Below are 20269 nucleotides of genomic sequence, written 5' to 3' on the forward strand. Positions count from 1 at the left end.
GGCGGTCGACACCTTGAGAGCACAGGGACTCTCGGCCCGGCTCTTACCTGGGGAGAACGCCGACGCCACCCAGCTGGTGGAACCATCGTGTTCCTCCTGTCCGGCACGCTGCTCACCTTCTCCGCCTGCCTGTACCTGCTGGCGGCTGGGCTTGGGCGGCCGTGACCCGGGCGCCGGTGAACTCGGTTTGTGTGCCGTCGACGGTCAGGGTCGCCTGGGCCGCGCGCCCGGCCGGGAGCAGGCGGCCGACCGCGCGGGTCTCCGCCGCCCCGATCAACCCGGCCATCCAGGCGAGGATCGGTGCGATGACGGCGTCGTCGACGAATCCGCCGTTATCGTCGAGCAGCAGAACGTCCACGCCGCGCTCCCGGGCGGCGGCCACCACGGTGCGGAGCGGGTCACGGGCCAACAAGCCAGCGCGCAGCCCGTCGCGGAGGTCTCCCTCGCAACTGGCGTACTCGCTCCGCTCAACGTCGGTCGGCTCCGTCCCGCTGCCGATGCGTCGCAGCAACGGGATGACCGTCCGGGCGAGTTCCGCGACCCGGCCGGTCAGCTCCGAGCGCGCGGCCAGCGTCCAGCTCTGCTTCTGCGCCGAGACCAGGGCTTCCCGGTGCAGCAGGGTGATGCGTCGCTGCATCCGGTCGACGACGAGGAGGAGCGCGACGGCCAGCCCCACCAGGACCACGGGCCGCACCCCGACCTGCACGATCTGCACGGCCGGGGCGCCCCCGAGAACGCCGGCTGTGACGAGCACCGCGACGATCACTGCGGTGCCGACCAGGGCCACGCCGCTTCGCCCGCGCAGGGCGAGCGAGACCAGGAGGAAGGCGGCGCCGACGGCGAACCACATGGTGCCGTAGGAGAAAGCCATGCCGTAGAGGGAATGGGAGGCGATGACCCCGGCGATCAATCCACCACCGGCCAGGGAGACCACGACAGCGGTGCGGCCAAGTGACGGTACCCGGTGGGGAGCGGCTCGGAGGATCTCCGCGGCGCCCAGGGCCGTCGCGAGCATGGCCAGCTGCAGCGGCCAGGAGCCGGGAATCAAGATGGCCGCGAGAAGGGCGCACGCGGCCTGGGTCGCGACGTAGATGTACGTGAGGACGGTGACGCCCGCGCGCAGGGATACCCGGTTGTCCGGCAACCCGATTTCCGGCTCGGGGGCCACGGTCACGCGGAGACGGATAACCGTTCCACGCCCGGGAGCCGAATCGATGTCGGCGCTGCCGCCGGGCAGACGATCCATGCGACCGACGATGCTCTGCCGGATACCCAACCTGTCGTCATTGATCCGGCCCGGGTCGAAGCCCGGCCCGTCGTCGCTGATCTCCACGCGGATCTCCGAGTCCGTATAGATCAGAACGACGCTGCGTGCCGCATCCGGAGCGTGTTGGATGCTGTTGCGCAGAGCCTGTCGCATCGCTCCGATCAGGCCTTCGTGAGTCTGGGCGAAGGTGGCACCGGATGCCGGCGTGGACTCTCCCCGCACGCTGAAAGAGACGCAGTGGAGCCGGGCCTCCTCGGCCAGAGCCGCGCGCAGCATGACCGGCTCGTGCGCCTGCCCGTCGGCCAGGGACGTCACCGTGGACACGGCCGTGCGCGCCTGCGCGGCGAGCCGTTCCCGGGGGATCGGAAGGTCGGTGGAGGCGAGCACCAGGGTCGCGAGCACCTCGTCGTGCACCAGTGTCGCTGCCTTCGTGCGCGCCGCGAGCCGCCCGCTCTCGGCGGACTCCCGGGTCGCCGACACGGCAGCCGACGCCGCCTCGCCGTCCAGCCCGCGTCCGACGGCCAGCATGTGCCCGCCGATCACACAGATCAGCGCGCCCGTCAGAAGCGCTTGCAGGTCGTTGACCACGCCGTCGAGGTCGAGTCCGCCGTAGAGGGTGCGGAATACCATCCCGGCCGTCGTGCCGGCGATCACGGTCGCCCAGCCCAACGCCCGACCGCCGGCCACGAGCGCAGCCGCCGCCGCTGCGCCGGTGGCCGACAAGGTCCACGGAATGCGATCGATCCCCTCAACGGGCACCGCTGCCGGGAAGGTGACCAGGGTCATCCAGTACAGGGCCACGGCCAGCAGGGCGAGCAGGCGCAGCGTCAGATCCGAGACCCGGCGGGCGATGACGCCGGCCACGAGCGTGACGAATGCGGCGAGCCAGGCGATCATCAGCGACCACAGGGGGAACTGCCCCTGGCCGCCCTTGAGCAGGAAGGTCACGTGAACGGCCACGACGATCACGATCAGCAACGCCGAGTCGAGGACGAGGATGTGTCGTGCTGACCGCTCAGCCGTACCGATTCTCTCGCCCCGGCCGGTGTTAGTCACGCCCGGGCGCCTGCACGAAGCCGTCTTCGATGCCGCGCTGGTAGAGCTCGACCTTGGTCGTGGCCGACCGGCCGAGCCGGTGGTAGAGAGAGCGGATGCGGCGGAGATGATCGTTGACCGTGTTCTCGGAGATGAACAGGCGCTCCGCGACCCCGCGGGCGCCCAGGCCGGACGCGTAGAGGCTGAGCACCTCGCGCTCCCGGAAGGTCAGGGGAGCCGCAGCGAGCAGCGGGTCGGTGTCGAGGGCCGACGCCCACTCGGTGGTGGGCACTAGTTCGCCCCTGGCCGCGGTCTGCACCGCTTCGACGAGCGCCTGGCGGGGTGTTGACTTCCGCACGATGCCGAGCACCTCGGCCCGTGACGCGTTCCGCACCAGGAACGGGTCTTCGCCGGAGGTGAGCACGAGCACGTCGGCACCCCAGTCACGGATCAACCGCACGTTCTCGGCCGGGTCGGTGCCGTCGCGCAGGATCAGGTCGAGCAGCACGAGGTCGGCGTCGCGCATCCGGCCCACCAGGCCGGCCACAGATGTCGCGTGGCGGGCGAATACCAGCCCGTCGGCCGCATCGACCAGGTTCTGCACTGCCAACGCGACCAGTTCGTGGTCGTCGACGATCGCGACCCTCGTCGTGGCCCTCATCTGTGCTCCTGATCTGTGGCGCTGCCCGCGTTGCCCCCGCATGAGGGGACGTGACCGGGCCTTATCGTCAGACTAGCGGTGCCGGATGCCGCTTTTATAACCCCGTCGGGGTACACGGTGAGTCAACGTCGAATCATGACGGCGGCGGGGGAGGGCCCCCTGCGTTTTGGGACCGGTCAACGGTCCGTCGCCGGCCGGGTGGTGCGGGACTCAGACGTTGCTGTCGGAGGTCAGGGCGAGGGTCATGAAGACACTGTGCGGGTCGAGTACGTAGTCCGCGAAGGGCGGGCAGACGGTGAACCCATGCCGGGCGTAGAGCCGGTGGGCCGGCGCGAAGAACTCCTCCGTGCCGGTCTCCAGGTAGAGCCGCTCGAGGTTGCGCTCGCGGGCATCGGCCAGGATCCGGGCGAGCAACAACGCGGCGACGCCCCGCCCGCGGGCCGTGGCGGTGGTGCGCATCGACTTGATCTCAGCCTGGGTGGCGGTCAGGCGTTTCAGCGCGCCGCAGCCCAGCAGCGCCCCGTCCTCGCGCGCCGTCCAGAACGAGATGTCCGGCGCCGACAACGCCGAGTGGTCCAGGGCGTGCACGCTGTCGGCCGGTGAGGTGGCGAACATGTCGGCCAGGTGCTCATCCAGCAGCAGACGCACGTCGACGGTGGTGGGGCTGTCCGGCTCGATGTGAATCATGGGGACAAATTTACCGAAGGGCTAAACAGGGCGCTGCCGGCGGTTTGATGTTGTGGGGTACCGTGGCGATCATCCAGGGTGTCGGGCCGGCCGGTCTCCTCGTGATCATCCCGGTCTGGTTGCCGGCCGTCCTGGTGATGCTGCGTCACAACCGCCGCCTCGCGGCGTAACGCTCAGAGCGTCGGCGGCCCGGCGGCGATGGCCTGCAGTGCGGCGACATGGATGCGCATCGCCGCCAGGCCGGCATCCGTGGCGGTGAGCCAGGTGCGCGGCCGGTTGCCCACGAAACCCTTGCGTACAGTGACGTAGCCCGCTCCGCTGAGGGTGCTGATGGCCTTGCTGAGCGCAGAGTCGTCGGTCTCGAGCAGGTGGCGCAGGGTGGCGAAGTCGATTTCAGCATCCGCCCGCAGCGCCGCCATCACGGAGAAGCGCAGCGGGGTGAGCAGGGCGTCATCGAGGTCGTGCCGGGGGTGGTGTTCGCCCATCAGACCTCCCAGATCGGCGCCGGTCGGAACGCCGCGACCACCAGCGGAGCCGCGATGAGGAGGCCGCCGACGACGCTCACGGCGTCGAGGTTCCAGCTGGTGCGGGAGAGCACGACGGACAACACGAGCGTCAGTGTGTACGAGTAGCCGAGCGCGGTCCACTGGGCAGGTCCCCAGTCCTTTGCGATTTGATCCAGGTCCACCCGGGTGGTGTGGCTGGCGATCAGGAACAGCAGGAACGCGCACGCGGCGATGGTCCCGGCGAGTCCGAAGGACGGCCCGGTCAGCACTCCGATACCGCCGAGTCCGATGCCCAGCGCCGCGGTAAGGGCCCGGCCGGTGGGGTCCAGTAGGCCGGAGAGGGTCGGCTCCGAGCGTCGGACCCCGGCCGCGCGGGCCCGTCCGGCCGAGCGCAGCGCGACCACGATCACGGGAACAGTCGAAGCGACCGCCAGCGCCAGCGTCGCCGACCACGGCGTGCCCGGTGCCAGGAAGGTCAGGTAGGCCATGGCCGCGAACGGGAGGAGGCACCCGGCGATGTAGCCTGCCCGATATCGTTTGGCTCCCCGGCGTGTGGGTCGCCGCAGGCTATCCGAGAGCCCGCCGGTCAGAGTGGAGAGGGCGAAGATCCCCGACAGGACGAGGGATCCCAGGTCCATGGCGTCACGCCCTCTGTCATAAACCCCAGGGATGAGGTTCGTGCCGGACGCCCCACTGAAGCCGGTCAAGGCGAACGCGAGGGCGTAGGTCACCACCGCCAACGCCATCCACGCGTCGATGATGGCCTGCGTACGGGCATCGATGGCCTCGCGCACCCGGTCGCTGACCGCGTCACTGGCCTGCAGCAACCGCGCTGCCGCCTCCGGCGTACTGCGGTTCGTCTGCTGGTGGTTCGTGTTCTGGTCGTTCATCGTGTTCCCCCGATCACCGCGGCGATCGCGCCGCACAGTCAATCTAGCATCTACTTGCCACTTGGCAAGTGGATGATCGCCTGCTGGTTCGGCCGCCCCGACGGCGCTCGCCGCGGCCGTACTGTCTACTGTGGAGGGGTGACCATTGAGCCAGAATTCCCCTCCGCCCAGGACGCCGCCAACGATTCGCGGATACTGGTCTTCGGACGCCTGCTCGGTGCGGCGAATCGGCTCGAGTACATCCTCGGTCGCTCGCTGGAGGAAGAGGCCGGACTCAGCCACTCGCTGTTCGAGCTCCTGCTCGTGGTGGGGCGTGCGGGTCCCGGCGGAATCGCGGCCCGCGACATCGCCCAGGCGCGGGTACTCACCTCCGGTGGGGCGACCCGGCTCGTCAATCGTGCGGCCGAACGAGGCCTGATCACTCGCCGAGTCTCTGACGACGACGGCCGGGTGCAGCTCATTGAGCTGACCCCGCACGGCGAGGAGGTGCTTCTGGCGGCAAGCACGCTGCACGCGCACAACGTCCAACGCTATCTCCTCGATGTGCTGCCCGCAGACCAGGCCGAGGCATTCGCCCAGACGATCCGCACGCTCAGCAAGGCGGCGGCGCAGGCCCTTCCGCTGATGCCCTGACGGCTACAACCGAAGATCTCCACCGAACGGGAATAGCTGACTAGTCAGCTAACGTTATGAGCAGTGTGCGGCTGATCGCCGCTGTACTCGGGCTCGTCCGAGTGCCCCTACGGAAGGATGATCTGTCACCATGTCGCTCAACTATGAGGTGTTCGACCTCGATTTCCCCGCCGGTTCTCAGAACAAGTCCGCGGTGCTCGTCACCGGCGACACCGAGGCGCTGCTCGTCGACGCCGGTTTCACCCGCGCCGACGGACACCGTCTGGTGGCCGCCATCCTCGACTCCGGAAAGACCCTGACGACCGTCTTCGTCAGCCACGCCGATCCCGACTACTACTTCGGCCTCGAAGCCATCGCCGACGCGTTTCCTGATGCCGCGTTCGTTGCGACGCCAATCGTGATCGAGCACATCCAGGCCTCGTTCGAGGGCAAACTCAAGGCCTGGGCCGCACTGGGGGCGAATCTGCCCACCCGGCTGGTCGAGCTCACCCCGCTGACGACGGATGCCCTCGTCGTCGACGGCCAGCACCTCGAACTCCGGGGCGGCTCCGCACTGCTGCCCGACCGGCACTACCTTTTCAGCGCCGACGATCGCGCCATCCTCGGCGGCGTGCTGGTGTTCCAGCAGGAGCATGTCTGGACCGCGGACACCGCGACCCCCGAGCTGCGCGCCGCCTGGATCGCGCAGCTCGACGAGATGCTCACCCTGAACCCGGCTCTCGTCATTCCCGGCCACCGGCTGCCCGGCACGGCGACCGATTCCTCCGCTCTGGAGTACACCCGCGGCTACCTGCAGGAGTTCGAGCGTGTGCTCGAGATCTCGGCAGATGGCGCGGCGACAACCGCCGCACTCGTGGCGGCGTATCCCGCATCCGGCATGCTCATTGCGGCCCAGCTCGGCCCGAAGGTTGCCAAGGGAGAAATGACATGGGGCTGATCGACTCCGACCCGGCCACCTCAACGGCGCCTCGCGATGTCGTGCGCCGGCAGTACCTCGCCTCGGCCGCCGGCGACCTGGAGGCGCTCCGCGCCACGATGGCTCCCGACGTGGAGTGGACCGAGATGGCCGGCTTCCCGTTGGCCGGCACCTACCGCACCCCGGAGGGCGTCACCTCGAACGTGATGGAAATCCTCGGCCGCGACTGGAGCGGCTGGGCAGCCCACGACGACAGCTACGTCGTCGACGGCGAGAACGTGGTGGTGCTCGCCCGCTACACCGCCACCCACCGCACGACCGGCAACAGCCTGGACGTGCGCGTCGCCCACCACTTCATCGTGCGCGGCGGGCTCATCGTGCGGTTCGAGCAGTTCGTCGACACCCTCAAGGTCGCCGAAGCCGCTCAGGGTCACGCGGCCTAACCCCGCCCGCTTGCTGCACGGAAAGTCGAGGCCGCGACCGGGGCGTCCATCGGTATCCTCAACGTCTCGTCGTACGGCAACCTGACGAACCCCGAAGACACGCATGGCGTTCCCGTCGTCGCCGCGTGGTGCGGCTAAGTTCGAACGATGTCAGTACATCGCACAACCTTGGTCATCTTCGGCGCCGGCGGAGACCTGAGCACCCGATTGCTCCTTCCCGGGCTCGGTCAGCTGCTGGCGTCCGACCGCGACATCGACCTTGAACTGATCGGCGCGAACAACGTGGAGCTCTCCACGGATGCGTGGCAGGACATGCTCCGCACCGCGTTCCTGAAGGGCGGTGCGGACCCGGCCGCCACCGATCCGGTGGTCGCGCGCAGCCGCTACGTGGTGGTGGACGCCACCGACGCCGAGGATCTGCGCCGCCTGATCGGCGACTGTGCCACCCCGCCCGTACTGTACTTCGCGCTGCCCCCGGCTGTGACCGAAGCCAGCTGCCGGGCCCTGGACACGATCGAGCTCCCCGAGGGCCTCTCTCTGGCCCTGGAGAAGCCATTCGGCACAGACCTGGCCAGTGCAGCGGCGCTCAACCGGCTCGTCTCGCGGCTCGCACCCGAGGCGCGGATCCACCGGGTGGATCACTTCCTCGGCAAATCCACGGTGCTGAATCTGCTCGGGTTGCGCTTCGCGAACCGCCTCTTCGAGCAGAACTGGAACGCCGAGAATATCGAGAAGATCGAGATCAGCTACGACGAGAAGCTCGGCCTGGAAAGCCGCGCCGGCTACTACGACAAAGCCGGTGCGCTCGTGGACATGATCCAGAGCCATCTGCTGCTCGTGTTGGCGCTGGCCACGATGGAACCGCCGTCGACCCTCGACTCTGACGACTTACGTGGAGCCATGGCGCAGGCCCTCCGCGCCACGCACCTCTGGCCGGGTGACCCTCGCCTGGTGGCCCGCCGTGCGCGCTACACGGCCGGCACCATCGACGGACGTGATCTGCCCGCCTACACGGACGAGAAGGGTGTCAACCCGGAGCTGGAGACCGAGACTCTCGCTGAGATCACCCTCGCCGTCGACAACTGGCGCTGGGCGGGCGTTCCCATTGTGTTGCGCTCGGGCAAGGCCCTCGATGACACCCGCAAGAACATCGTGATCACCTTCAAACCCGTGCCGCACCTGCCCACCGGGTTCACCAGCACGACCTCGCCCGCACGGTTGCATATCGCGCTGGATCCCAACGGTCTCAAGCTCGACATCAACGTCAACGGTGAGGGCGATCTGTTCACCCTCGAAACGATCTCCCTGCAGACCGATCTCGGTGCCGGACACCTCGACGCCTATGGCGAGGTACTCGCGGGCATTCTCACCAACGACCCGTCGGTCTCCGTGCGCGCGGATGTTGCGGAGGAGTGCTGGCGCATCATCACCCCGGTGTTGGAGGCGTGGAAGAATGGCGACGTTCCGCTGGATGAGTACCCGGCTGGCAGTGCCGGCCCCGAGGACTGGCGCTGACCTGACCTGAGCTGACCCGGCCCGAGCGCGAGCCGTCGGTCGGCGGGTTGTGGCCGCTACTGGTCGGCATGGGCCTCGAGGAATTCGTAGACCTCGGTGTCGTCGACGCCGGGGAAGGTGCCCGAGGGCAATGGGGAGAGCACGTGCGCGTGCAGCCTGGCGCTCGGCCAGGCCTGGCCGGCCCAACGGGAGGCGACCGAGCCGGACGGGCGACGGCAGCAGGACTCGTCGGGGCAGCGCGACACCGCCCGTTGCGTGGTTTCCCGCCCCCTGAACCACTTCGCCTGCGCGAACGGGGCGCCGACGCTGATCGAGAATTCGCCGTCCGAGGTGGTGCCGGTCTGAGTGGCGCACCAGAACGTGCCGGCCGGGGTGTCGGTGTACTGGTAGAACTCGGTGGTGCGGTTGGTGTGCGTGAACGCGCTGCGGGCGCTCCACTGCTTGCAGACCAGTTGCCCCTCGATCGACCCGGTCACGTCGGCCGGCAGCGGCAGGCCGTCGTTCTCGTAACCCTTCTGTAGGGCGCCGTCGCCGGAGACCCGCAGGAAATGCACGGTCATGTCCAGGTGCGCGGTGGCGAGGTTGGTCAGCCGCAGAGCCGCGGCTTCGTGGGTGACCCCGAACGCGTCGCGGAGGTCTTCGACCGAGAGCACCCGGTCGCGTTTGGCGGTCTGCAGAAAGCTGCGGGTGACCTCCAGCGGCATCAGGCAGCAGGCGGCGAAGTAGTTGATCTCCAGCCGCTGCCAGAGGAACTCGGCGTAGCTGGCCGGGCGTTCGTGGCCGAGCAGCCGGTGCCCCATCGCCTGCAGCGCCATCGAGCGCAGCCCGTGCCCGCCGGGGATCGACGCCGGCGGCAGGTAGATGCGGTGGTTGGCCAGGTCGGTCACCGACCGGGTGGAGTGCGGCAGGTCGTTCACGTAGATCAGGGTGAAACCCAGCTGCTCGGCCATCACGCTCACCTCCCGGTGCGTGAGGGCCCCGGAGACGTGGCCGGAGGCGCGCACCCGTTCCTCGGCGAGTTGCTCGATATCGGGCATGTAATTGCCGCGTTCACGCATCCGTTCACGCAACTCGGTGTTGGCCCGGCGGGCCTCCTCGGGGGTGGCGATGGCCTCGCTGGCCCGGCGGGCCAACTCCCGGTGCAGGCCAACGAGCGACTCGATCGCCGGCAGCGGCATGCCCTTGGTGACCTTCACCTGAGGCAGGCCGAGGGCGCCGTAGAGCGGGTTCTTCTGCGCCCGGGCCAGTTCGATCTCCAGGGCCGCGCGGGTGTTGGGCGCCTCCCCGCTGAGCAGATCGGCGAGCGGCACCCCCAGCGCCTGGGCCAGCTGTTGCAGCGTGGACAGCTTGGGCTCCCGGCGTCCATTCTCGATCAGCGAGAGTTGGCTGGCCGCCAGGCCCACCTGCTCGCCGAGCTGGTCGAGCGTGAGCGCTCGCTCGCTGCGAAAGTGACGGATGCGGTGACCCAAGGTGACGAGGTCGGAGGCCGGCGTTGGCATTCCTTAAGCATACGTAAAGAACCGTGTTTCTTAACCAGGGTTTTTCGGTTTCTGCACCGAATCCGGTCGCATTCTTAATGAACAGGACGAAATTAGCGTTCCTGCCCATGCCTCACACACCGCGGCAGCCGCCCGGAAACCAGTGAAAAAGCATCTTGAGGAAGGCCAGACAATGACCGTCACCCACCCCGGCCAGAGCCGCATCCGGGCCCACGCCGCCCACTCCACCGAGACCACCGTGCCCACCGCCTACGGGGCGCCCACCGGCACCACCGATCCCGCCCTGCAGGCCTGGGTCGACGAGATCGCCCGCCTCACCCAGCCGGATGCCATCGTCTGGTGCACCGGCACGGCCCAGGAGGCCGACACTCTCTCGAAGCAGCTCGTCGCCGAGGGCAAGCTCATCCGGCTCAATCCGGAGTGGCGGCCGAACAGCTTCCTCGCCCGCACCAGCCCGAGTGACGTGGCCCGGGTGGAAGACCGCACCTTCATCTGCTCCACCCACCGTGACGACGCCGGCCCGACGAACAACTGGGCCGAACCCGGCCGGATGCGCGCCGAGCTCAACGACGCGTTCACCGGCAGCATGCGCGGCCGCACGATGTACGTCGTGCCGTTCTCGATGGGTCCGCTCGGCGGCCCCATCTCGCAGCTCGGCGTCGAGCTCACCGACTCTCCCTACGTGGTGCTCAACATGGGCATCATGACCCGGATGGGCCAGGCCGTGCTGCGCCTGATCGAGGCGGGCACGCCGTGGGTGCGCACCGTGCACAGCGTGGGCTTCCCGCTCGTGAACAAGGCGGGCATCCGCCGTGCCGATGTCACCTGGCCCAGCAACGACACCAAATACATCGTGCAGTTCCCCGAGGACCGCGAGGTGTGGTCGTTCGGGTCCGGTTACGGCGGCAACGCGCTGCTGTCGAAGAAGTCGTTCGCGCTGCGGATTGCCTCGGTGATGGCTCGCGACGAGGGCTGGCTGGCCGAGCACATGCTGCTGATCAAGGTCACCTCGCCCGAGGGCGGCACCTACCATGTGGCCGCCGCGTTCCCCTCGGCCTGCGGCAAGACCAACCTCTCGATGCTCAAGCCCACCGTGCCCGGCTGGAGCGTGGAGACCATCGGCGACGACATCGCGTGGCTCCGCCCCGGCGACGACGGCCGGCTCTGGGCGATCAACCCCGAGGCCGGGTTCTTCGGCGTCGCCCCCGGCACCGGCGAGACCACCAACCCCACCGCCGTGCAGACGGTGTGGGGCAACACCATCTTCTCCAACGTCGCCCTCCGCGACGACGGTGATGTGTGGTGGGAGGGCCTCACCGATACCCCACCCGCGCACCTCACCGACTGGGAGGGCAACTCCTGGACGCCCGACAGCGGCCGGCCCGCCGCGCACCCCAACTCTCGGTTCACCGTTCCGGCGGCGCAGTGCCCGTCGATCGCCGACAGTTGGGAAGACACCGGGGGTGTGCCGATCGACGCGATCATGTTCGGCGGCCGCCGTGCCACCAACGTGCCGCTCGTCGCCGAGGCCCGTAGCTGGAAGCACGGCGTGTTCATGGGGGCCACGATCTCGTCGGAGAAAACCGCCGCCGCCGAAGGTACCGTGGGGGAGTTGCGCCGCGACCCGTTCGCGATGCTGCCCTTCTGCGGGTACAACATGGCCGACTACTGGGCGCACTGGCTGCGGGTCGGCCGGGGCCTCGGCGCGCACGCGCCCGCTGTCTTCCAGGTCAACTGGTTCCGCAAGGGCGATGACGGCAGCTTCCTCTGGCCCGGGTTCGGTGAGAATTCTCGGGTGCTCGAGTGGATCATCCGCCGGGTCGAGGGAGCGGCGGAAGCCGTCGACACCCCGATCGGCCTGCTGCCGGTAGAGGGTGCGCTCAACGTCGACGGACTCGACGTGAGCCCGGATGCGCTCGAGCAGCTGTTCCGCATCGACCCGGCATCTTGGCTGGCCGAGTGCGACCTCACCGAGGCGTTCTTCGCCCGCTTCGGCAGCCGGGTGCCCGCCGCGCTGCACGCCGAGTTGGCGAGCGTGCGCTACCACCTCTCCGCCTAGCGGGCCGCGGCCCCCGCACGCGTTGGTCGACCCCCGCACGCGTTGGTCGAGTCCCCGTTGGTCGAGCCTGCCGAGACCCGGTGACGGGCCGCCGAATCGGGGCGTGCGTTTCGTCACCGGCACGCGAGGTTTCGACAAGCTCAACCGACGGCTGGGTTGGATTGGCCGATCCGTCACTGCCACCGGCAGATCGGGCTAGGGTTCCCGCGAGCGGAGGCGACCATGCACCGTAGGGGCGTCGGAACCTTGCCGGCGCGCTGGGCCGGCGTCGGTTCCCGGATGCCATTCCGCGGGCCCCGCACCGCTCTGCCGAGGGCCCGTTGCTGGCCGGTGTGGTGGCCGCGTGGCGCAACTTCGGGGCGGTGCTCTCACCGCGGGCCGGGCGACGGAATAAGATTCACTCATCCCGAGGTAGGCGATGAGGTGAATCCGTGGTGCCAGATGGCGATCTGCGACCGCGGCGTGGCACCAACCTGCCAAGAATGGGTGATTTCAATACCGCCGTCGTCCTCGACGCGATCCGTCGCTCGGTGAACGGCCTCAGCCGGGTGGAACTGGGGCACTCCACCGGGCTGTCCGCGCAGACCGTCTCCAACATCTGTCGTCGGCTGCTGGACCAGGACATGGTGCTCGAGGCCGGCAAGGCCAGCAGCGGTCCCGGCAAGCCGCGCACGATCCTGAAGCTGAACCCCAGTGGCGTGTACGCCGTGGGCGTGCACCTCGACCCGGCGGTGATGACCTTCGCGATCCTCGACCTCACCGGAGCCGTCGTGCACCGATCGCGCAGCGCCACGCCCGCGGCTAGCGACCCTGAACACGTCATCCGTCACATCTCGGAGGAGATCGAACGGCTGATCCGTGAGGCCGGAGTGGACCGCACCAAGATCGCCGGGCTCGGCGTCGCGACGCCGGGGCCGATCGATCCCGAGCGGGGAACCGTCGTCGATCCGCCGCACCTGCTCGGCTGGCACCTGGTGCCACTGCGTGATGCCCTCGCCCAGGCGACCGGCTTCGAGGTGCTCGTCGACAAGGACGTCACCGCCGCCGCCGTCGCCGAGATGTGGGCGGGCGGGCCCAGCGGGGTCGGCAGCTTCGTGTTCTTCTACCTCGGCACCGGCATCGGGGCTGGCGTGGTGCTGCGGGACGAGGTCGTGCGCGGCAGTTCGCACAACTCCGGAGAAATCGGCCACATCGTCGTCGACCCCGACGGCCCGCAGTGCGGTTGCGGGCTGCGCGGCTGTGTCGCGGTCACCTGCACCCCGCAGAGCCTGGTGCGGGCGGCGGTGGGGCTCGGCGTGCTGACAGCGTCGAAGCCCCACGCGGATGCCCGAGAGACCGATCTGCAGTTCTCGGCCCTGTGCGCGCTCGCCGATGGTGGGTCGGCCGCGGCGTTGGCCGTCCTGGACCAGTCCGCCGGCCGGGTCGCGAAAGCGGTGTCCGTGCTCACGAACCTGCTCGACGTCGACAGGGTGGTCTTCGGCGGGCCGTACTGGTCGCGGCTGAGCCGGGTTTACCTGCGCCGGATACCCGGCCTGTTGGACGAGCTGACGGTCGCCAGGAGCATCCACCGCATCGAGGTGGCCGGTACGGGTGTCGGCGAGGATGTCGGCGCGGTCGGCGCCGCCTGCCTGGTGCTGGACCACGCGCTCGCGCCACGCGCGGCCCGTCTGATCCTCGGTTAGTCACAGCTCGATAAAGGTGTCGTCAGGCCCTTGTGCGAATTTATCCATTCGATTTAGTATTCCTGTATGCCACCTGCCGGTAACTGGGCCGGTCAGCGTTTGGGGGGCACGAGCTGGAGCAAAGGAGCACCATGCATCGCAACGCAAAACTCGCCCTGTCCGTGTTGGCGGCAACCTCGATGGTTGTGCTGGCGGGCTGTACGGCTGCCGGGGGCAACGCCGAGGGTGACAGTCAATCTTTGAAGATCGTGTACCAGAAGACCGATTCCTTCACGGCTCTGGACGAGCTGTTCACTAAGATCAAGCCGGAGTTCGAGGCCGCTAACCCCGGGGTCACCGTCGAACTCGAGCCAATCCAGGCCAATGACGACGACTACTCCACCAAGCTCGCACTCTCGCAGAAGTCCGCCGAGACCGCGCCCGACGTGTTCTACGAGGACACCTTCCGGCTGCGCTCCGACATCGACGCCGGTTACCTGCTCAACATCGACGACCAGCTCGCCGACTGGGACGAGTGGGGGCAGTTCAACGAGGGCGCCAAGGCCGCCGGGATGGGCGATGACGGCAGCGTCTACGCCGTTCCGCTGGGCACCGACACCCGGGGCATTTGGTACAGCAAACCGGTCTTCGCCGCCGCGGGCATCGAGCTGCCGTGGCAGCCGGAAACCTGGGAAGACATCCTGACGGCCGCCCGCGCCATCCAGGCCAGCCAGCCCGATGTGGTTCCGTTCAACATGTACGCCGGTAAGGGCACCGGCGAGGGCACTGTGATGCAGAGCTTCTACGAGTTGCTCTACGGCACCGGCGACACCCTCTACAACGAGGATGACCAGAAATGGGTGGTCGAATCCCAGGGGTTCAAGGACTCCCTCGAGTTCCTGGAGACGCTCTACGCGGAGAAGCTCGCCCTGGACCCGTCCGAGGCGCTGGACCCGAACGTGTGGAAGAAGGTGTTCGGAGAGTTGTTCCCGCAGGGCAAGCTCGGCGGCACCGTCGAAGGCTCATACACCCCGTCGTTCTGGCAGACCGGCGGCTCCTACGAGTGGCCCGCGTACACCGAGGACATGGCCGTCGCGACGTTCCCCACCCAGAATGGTGAGGAACCCGGAGGCGTGAGCATGTCGGGCGGCTGGACCCTCGCCGTGGGAGCGAAGACGGCCGACGCCGACCTCGCATTCGACTTCCTAGCCCTGGCCGTGAGCCAGGAGAACGCCCTCTGGTACGCGATCAACAACTCCCAGATTGCCGTGCGCACGGATGTGGCCAGCGAACCGACCTACCTCGCCGCCAACCCGTTCGTGGCCGACGTGACTGAGCTGGTCGACGTGACGCACTACCGGCCGGCGACGAGCGACTACTCCAAGATCTCGGCCGAGGTACAGGCGGCCACCGAGGCCGTCATCACCGGGCAGATGAGCGTGGATGAGGCGGCGGCCGCGTACGACACCGCCGTGGAGGGCATCGTGGGCGCCGACAAGGTCACCACGAAGTAGTCCATGTCAGCCGAGACCGTTTCCCGCTCTCCCCGTGAGGCCGTGCAAGGGCCGGGACCTTCGGGTTCCGGCCCGCGCCGGCGGCCCCGGGGACGCACCCTGACCCGGGTGCTGCCCCTGGCGCCGGCCGTCGTGCTCCTCGCGATCTTCCTGCTCGGGCCGGTCATCTGGTCGTTCTACGGGTCCTTCACCGACGCGGCCCTCACCGGCTCGAGCGCGCAGGACCCGCAGTGGGTGGGTCTGGACAACTACCTCACCCTGTTCAAGGACCCGGTCTTTCCGCTGTCGCTGTGGCTCACCTTCGTGTTCGTGGTCGCGTCCGCCATCGTCGGACAGAACTTCCTCGGTCTGGGCATCGCCCTGCTGATGAACCGGGCCAGCAAAGTGGTCAGCGCCGTGGTTGGCACGGCCGTCGTCGCGGCCTGGGTGCTGCCCGAAATCGTCGCCGCCTTCGTCGCCTACGCCTACTTCAGCGAGGACGGCACTCTGAACCAGGTGCTCGCCGCGGCGGGGATGACCGGCCCGAACTGGCTGTACAGCTTTCCGATGCTGTCGATCATCCTGGCCAACGCCTGGCGGGGGACCGCGTTCTCGATGATGGTCTACCGGGCGGCGCTGAACGATGTGCCGGTGGAGGTGACGGAGGCTGCCATGATCGACGGCGCCGACGGCATCAAGCGCCTCACCTGGATCACCATCCCGATGATCAAGAACAGCATCGCCACCAACCTGATGCTGATCACCCTGCAGACGCTGTCGGTGTTCACCCTGATCTGGGTGATGACCGCCGGCGGACCCGGCAACGAAAGCACCACCCTGCCGATCATGGCGTTCCAGGAAGCGTTCAAGTTCGGGGACATCGGCTACGGCACCGCCATCGCGACGGTCATGCTGCTTATCGGTGCCGCCTTCTCGCTGGTCTATATTCGGGCGCTCCGCCCAGAAAAGGTCTGAACCGATGACCGTCAGCACCCTCGCCAGCTCGGTGGCCTCGCCCCGCAAGGCCACCGCCGCGATCCTGGCCAATGCCGTGCTCATCGTGATCGCGCTGTGCTTTCTGCTGCCGTTGGCCTGGCTTGTCCTGGCCTCCCTCGACGTCAAGGCCACCTACCAGACCCAGATTCCCGAGCAGCTGTCCCTGGCCAACTTCGCCGCGGTGTTCAACCCCGAGCTGACCTTCCTGCCGCTCTGGAACAGCCTGCTGCTCTCCGGCGGCGCCGCCGTGGTCACGGTGCTGGCGTCGGTGCTGGCCGCCTACCCGCTCTCCAGGTACACCATGCGGTTCAACAAACCGTTCATGTACGGCGTCCTGTTCGGCACCTGCCTGCCCATCACGGCGATCATGGTGCCGGTGTACAGCCTGTTCGTCCGCCTGAATCTGCTGGATTCGATTCCCGCCACGATCTTCTTCATGGCCGCGACCTCGCTGCCGATGGCCATCTGGATGACCAAGAACTTCATGGACTCGGTCCCGGTCAGCCTGGAGGAAGCCGCCTGGGTCGACGGGGCGTCCGCGATGAACGCCCTCCGGCGCATCGTCGTGCCGCTCATGCGGCCGGGTCTGAGTGTGGTGTTCATCTTCGTGTTCATTCAGGCCTGGGGCAATTTCTTCGTGCCGTTCGTGTTGCTGCTCTCGCCGAGCAAGCAGCCGGCCGCGGTGAGCATCTACAGTTTCTTCGGCCAATACGGGGCCATCGCCTACGGTCAGCTCGCCGCGTTCTCCGTGCTGTATTCGGTTCCGGTGATCCTGCTCTACGTCCTCGTTTCCCGCGGCATGGGCGGGTCATTCACCATGTCAGGCGCGATCAAGGGTTAGGGAGCGGTACCAGTCATGCATGATGACAGCACACTCGTGGAGTTGCGGATCAGCCGATTCGTGCGGGAACGGCTCCGTCCCGCCCTCAACCGGGCCGCGGTGCCCCTGACCGTCGAATCCTGGGATGCCCCGGGCGAGCCGGTGCCGTTCATCGACGCCATCCGCCAGGACTACAGCCCCTTCGGCACGGGCCGCGCCTGGGGCCGCCCGTGGGGGACGACCTGGTTGCACGTCACCGGCAGTGTTCCGGCGGAGTGGCCGGTCGATGATGCCCTGCGGGTCGAACTGCAGGTCGATCTGGGCTTCAGCACGGCGACGCCGGGTTTCCAGGCTGAAGGCCTGGTCTGGTCCCCGGACGGCGTCATCCTCAAGGCGGTCGAGCCGCGCAACCGCTCCGTGCCGCTGAAGACGGGACCCGGGGGTCGCATCGACCTCTACATCGAGGCGGCCGCCAACCCGGATGTCACCTCCGGCTTCACGTTCGTCGCCACCGACAAGGGCGACCCCGCCACGGCCGGGACCACCCCGATCTACCGGCTTCGGCAGGTGGACGTGGTTCTGACGGACCAGACCGTGTGGGAGCTCCTGCAGGACTTCTGGACCCTGACGGGTCTCATGCGGGAACTTCCCCAGGGCCTGGCCCGGCGGGCGGAGATCCTGCGGGCGCTCGAACGCAGCATCGACGCCGTGGATCCCGACGACGTCGCGGGCACGGCGGATCATGGACGCGCCGCGCTCGCCGAGGTGCTCGCCCGACCGGCGAACGCGAGCGCGCACCATCTGCACGCCGTGGGACACGCCCACATCGACAGCGCCTGGCTCTGGCCCGTGCGGGAGACCGTGCGCAAGGTCGCACGCACCTTCTCCAACGTGCTGGCCCTGATCGAGAAGAACCCCGACTTCACCTTCGCCGCCTCATCCGCTCAGCAGTATGCCTGGCTCAAGGAGCACTACCCGGAGCTGTTCGCCCGGGTCAAGGCGCAGGTCGCGGCCGGCACGTTCGTGCCGGTGGGCGGGATGTGGGTCGAGTCGGACACCAACATGCCCGGCGGCGAGGCACTGGCCCGCCAGTTCGTGGCCGGGAAGCGCTTCTTCATGGAGGAATTCGGCGTCGAACCCCTCGAGGTGTGGCTGCCCGATTCGTTCGGCTACTCGGCGGCGTTGCCGCAGATCGTGGCGGCGGCCGGGTCCCGGTGGTTCCTGACCCAGAAGACCTCGTGGAACGAGACCAACCTGATGCCGCACCACACCTTCCGGTGGGAAGGCATCGACGGCACCCAGATTTTCACACACTTCCCTCCCGTCGACACCTATAACGCGGAGTTGTCGGGGGAGGAGCTGGCTCGAGCGGAGCACCAGTATGCCGAAAAGGGGACGGCCAACACATCGCTCGTGCCATTCGGATGGGGGGACGGCGGCGGCGGACCGACCACGGAGATGATCGCCGCCGCCCGCCGAACCGAGTCGCTGGAAGGCTCGCCAACGGTTGAGCTGTCCAGCCCGCGCCGGTTCTTCGAGGCCGCCGAGGCGGAGTATCCCGAACCGCCGGTGTGGCTCGGCGAGTTGTACCTCGAGTTCCACCGAGGCACCTACACCTCCCAGGCGCGCACCAAACGCGGCAACCGCCGCAGCGAGCACCTGCTGCGCGAGGCCGAACTGTGGGCGGCCACGGCATCCGTGCGGTCAGGCGCCGCGTACCCGTACGAGTTCCTCGAGCAGACCTGGCACACCGTGCTTCTGCAACAGTTCCACGACATCCTGCCCGGCTCGTCCATCGCCTGGGTACACCAGGAAGCCGAACGCAACTACGTCGCCGTCGCCGACACGTTAACAGGGCTGATCGATACGTCGGTGCGGCAACTGTTCTCCGACGGTGACGCCACCGTGCTGCTGAACGCGGGCCCGTACGCCATCGACGGAGTGGCCGCCATGTCGGGCGCGGACGCCGCCCGCCCCGATCCGACGTTGCCGGTCGCTGACGTGACCCTGACGCGCACGGCGGCGGGCCTTGTGCTCGACAACGGTCTAGTGGCCGTCACCATCGACACCGACGGGCTATTCAGCTCGCTGTGGGATGTGGTCGCGCGCCGCGAACTTGTACCCGAAGGATCCCGGGGCAACCTGCTGCAGCTGCACCGGGACACCCCCACCCAGTGGGACGCATGGGACATTGACGAACACTACAAACGAAACACCGTCGATCTCACAACGGCCGAATCCGTCGAGGTGGTCCTGGACACCCCGAACGAGCCAGAGTTCGGGTGACCCGCGCCTTCGGTTCGTCCCATGTGGTCGAAGACATCACCCTGTCGGCCGGGTCGCTGGCGGTGGACCTTCACCTGAACCTGGACTGGCACGAACGGCAAAAGCTGCTCAAACTGGCATTCCCGCTGGACGTGAACGCCGATCGGGCTGCCTCAGAGATTCAGTTCGGCCACGTTTTCCGGGCCACACACGCCAATACGTCCTGGGATGCTGCCCGCTTCGAGACGGTGGCGCATCGCTGGGTGCATGTGGGCGAGCCCGGCTACGGGGTGGCGGTGAGCAACGACTCCACCTACGGACATGACATCAGCCGGTCACCTAACGGCATCGGCCGATCCGCGACCACAGTGCGGCTGTCGCTGCTGCGTGCAGCGGTGTTCCCTGATCCTGCAGCCGACCAAGGCGGGCACGAACTACGGGTCTCCATCCGTGTGGGGTCCGGCATCCCCGAGGCCGTCGCCGAGGGCTACAGGCTGAACCTGCCGCTGCGTTCGGTGTCAGGGGTGGCCGACGCAACCATCGAGCCACTGCTGAGGGTGGACAATCCGGCGGTCGTGGTGGAGGCCGTGAAATTGGCGGAGGACCAGAGCGGCGACCTCATCGTGCGGCTCTACGAGGCTTACGGCAACCGGTCGACGGCCCGGCTCATCCGTCACTTCGAGGCAACGGATGTGGTGGAAACCGACCTGCTCGAGCGCCCCCTGGTCGTGCCCCGCGTCGGACTGGCCGCAGGAGCGCCCCTGGCCGAGGAGTCCTCCGGAGTGCCCGCAGGGCCGTCCCGCGAACTGATCCTCACCCTGCGCCCGTTCGAGATCGTCACCCTGCGCTTCCGCCGCCCCTGAGCGGGCGGCCGGGGCCGCGTCGAGTTGCCACTTTGCGCCCCGTCGCCGGCTCTGAGGGGG

Annotated in this window: 16 protein-coding genes and 1 pseudogene; 11 read left to right on the forward strand and 6 right to left on the reverse strand. The window is 68.2% G+C overall.

What is annotated here, in order from left to right:
• Nucleotides 1-112: 112 nt before the first annotated feature.
• The 3 genes from KY500_RS00370 to KY500_RS00380 form a co-directional block, all read right to left on the reverse strand.
• Entirely contained in the window at nucleotides 113-2323 is a 2211-nt protein-coding gene (locus tag KY500_RS00370) for a sensor histidine kinase (RefSeq protein ID WP_219901886.1), read from the reverse strand.
• Nucleotides 2316-2963 carry a response regulator transcription factor gene (locus KY500_RS00375; RefSeq protein WP_255579613.1) on the reverse strand — a complete coding sequence of 216 codons (648 nt, stop codon included), beginning with the start codon at nucleotides 2961-2963 and terminating at the stop codon, nucleotides 2316-2318. Before KY500_RS00375 ends, KY500_RS00370 begins: the two co-directional genes overlap by 8 nt.
• A gap of 210 nt (nucleotides 2964-3173) precedes the next feature.
• The gene (locus KY500_RS00380) at nucleotides 3174-3650 is read right to left on the reverse strand and encodes a GNAT family N-acetyltransferase (RefSeq protein WP_219901888.1); all 477 of its coding nucleotides are present in this window, start codon (nucleotides 3648-3650) and stop codon (nucleotides 3174-3176) included.
• Nucleotides 3651-3697: 47 nt separating this feature from the next.
• Here KY500_RS00380 and KY500_RS19030 point away from each other — a divergent pair, with 47 nt between their 5' ends.
• Nucleotides 3698-3820 (forward strand): hypothetical protein, encoded by a 123-nt coding sequence (locus tag KY500_RS19030; RefSeq protein WP_255579614.1) that lies wholly within the window; start codon nucleotides 3698-3700, stop codon nucleotides 3818-3820.
• Between the two features lie 3 nt (nucleotides 3821-3823).
• Here the strand turns inward: KY500_RS19030 and KY500_RS00385 are convergent, their stop codons facing one another.
• A complete protein-coding gene (locus KY500_RS00385) occupies nucleotides 3824-4135 on the reverse strand; it encodes a transcriptional regulator (RefSeq protein WP_219901889.1) in 312 nt (103 codons plus the stop codon).
• Complete coding sequence (locus tag KY500_RS00390; protein ID WP_219901890.1) at nucleotides 4135-5046, reverse strand: hypothetical protein; 912 nt, start codon at nucleotides 5044-5046, stop codon at nucleotides 4135-4137. The genes KY500_RS00385 and KY500_RS00390 overlap by 1 nt, the downstream gene beginning before the upstream one ends.
• Nucleotides 5047-5184: 138 nt before the next feature.
• On the opposite strand from KY500_RS00390, the gene KY500_RS00395 reads away from it, so the two are divergent.
• From KY500_RS00395 to KY500_RS00410, 4 genes are all read left to right on the forward strand, one after another.
• On the forward strand, nucleotides 5185-5679 hold the full coding sequence (locus KY500_RS00395; RefSeq protein ID WP_219901891.1) for a MarR family winged helix-turn-helix transcriptional regulator: 495 nt from the start codon (nucleotides 5185-5187) through the stop codon (nucleotides 5677-5679).
• 130 nt (nucleotides 5680-5809) lie between these two features.
• Nucleotides 5810-6616: an MBL fold metallo-hydrolase gene (locus KY500_RS00400; protein ID WP_219901892.1), complete on the forward strand. Its 807-nt coding sequence runs from the start codon at nucleotides 5810-5812 to the stop codon at nucleotides 6614-6616.
• Entirely contained in the window at nucleotides 6607-7038 is a 432-nt protein-coding gene (locus tag KY500_RS00405; protein ID WP_219901893.1) for a nuclear transport factor 2 family protein, read from the forward strand. Before KY500_RS00400 ends, KY500_RS00405 begins: the two co-directional genes overlap by 10 nt.
• Before the next feature lie 147 nt (nucleotides 7039-7185).
• Nucleotides 7186-8553: a glucose-6-phosphate dehydrogenase gene (locus KY500_RS00410; protein WP_219901894.1), complete on the forward strand. Its 1368-nt coding sequence runs from the start codon at nucleotides 7186-7188 to the stop codon at nucleotides 8551-8553.
• Between the two features lie 56 nt (nucleotides 8554-8609).
• On the opposite strand, the gene KY500_RS00415 is transcribed toward KY500_RS00410, so the two are convergent.
• Entirely contained in the window at nucleotides 8610-10052 is a 1443-nt protein-coding gene (locus tag KY500_RS00415) for a helix-turn-helix domain-containing protein (RefSeq protein ID WP_219901895.1), read from the reverse strand.
• Between the two features lie 172 nt (nucleotides 10053-10224).
• Here KY500_RS00415 and KY500_RS00420 point away from each other — a divergent pair, with 172 nt between their 5' ends.
• The 6 genes and pseudogenes from KY500_RS00420 (at nucleotide 10225) to KY500_RS00445 (ending at nucleotide 20209) form a co-directional block, all read left to right on the forward strand.
• The gene (locus KY500_RS00420) at nucleotides 10225-12111 is read left to right on the forward strand and encodes a phosphoenolpyruvate carboxykinase (GTP) (protein WP_219901896.1); all 1887 of its coding nucleotides are present in this window, start codon (nucleotides 10225-10227) and stop codon (nucleotides 12109-12111) included.
• Between the two features lie 482 nt (nucleotides 12112-12593).
• A complete protein-coding gene (locus KY500_RS00425) occupies nucleotides 12594-13793 on the forward strand; it encodes an ROK family protein (RefSeq protein WP_219901897.1) in 1200 nt (399 codons plus the stop codon).
• Between the two features lie 131 nt (nucleotides 13794-13924).
• Entirely contained in the window at nucleotides 13925-15286 is a 1362-nt protein-coding gene (locus tag KY500_RS00430; protein ID WP_219901898.1) for an extracellular solute-binding protein, read from the forward strand.
• Between the two features lie 3 nt (nucleotides 15287-15289).
• The gene (locus KY500_RS00435) at nucleotides 15290-16240 is read left to right on the forward strand and encodes a carbohydrate ABC transporter permease (RefSeq protein ID WP_219901899.1); all 951 of its coding nucleotides are present in this window, start codon (nucleotides 15290-15292) and stop codon (nucleotides 16238-16240) included.
• A gap of 4 nt (nucleotides 16241-16244) precedes the next feature.
• Nucleotides 16245-17102 carry a carbohydrate ABC transporter permease gene (locus tag KY500_RS00440; RefSeq protein ID WP_219901900.1) on the forward strand — a complete coding sequence of 286 codons (858 nt, stop codon included), beginning with the start codon at nucleotides 16245-16247 and terminating at the stop codon, nucleotides 17100-17102.
• A gap of 15 nt (nucleotides 17103-17117) precedes the next feature.
• A pseudogene (locus KY500_RS00445) lies at nucleotides 17118-20209 on the forward strand (alpha-mannosidase).
• The last annotated feature ends 60 nt before the right edge of the window (nucleotides 20210-20269 follow it).

The sequence above is a fragment of the Cryobacterium sp. PAMC25264 genome, from assembly GCF_019443325.1.
Classification (GTDB): Bacteria; Actinomycetota; Actinomycetes; order Actinomycetales; family Microbacteriaceae; genus Cryobacterium.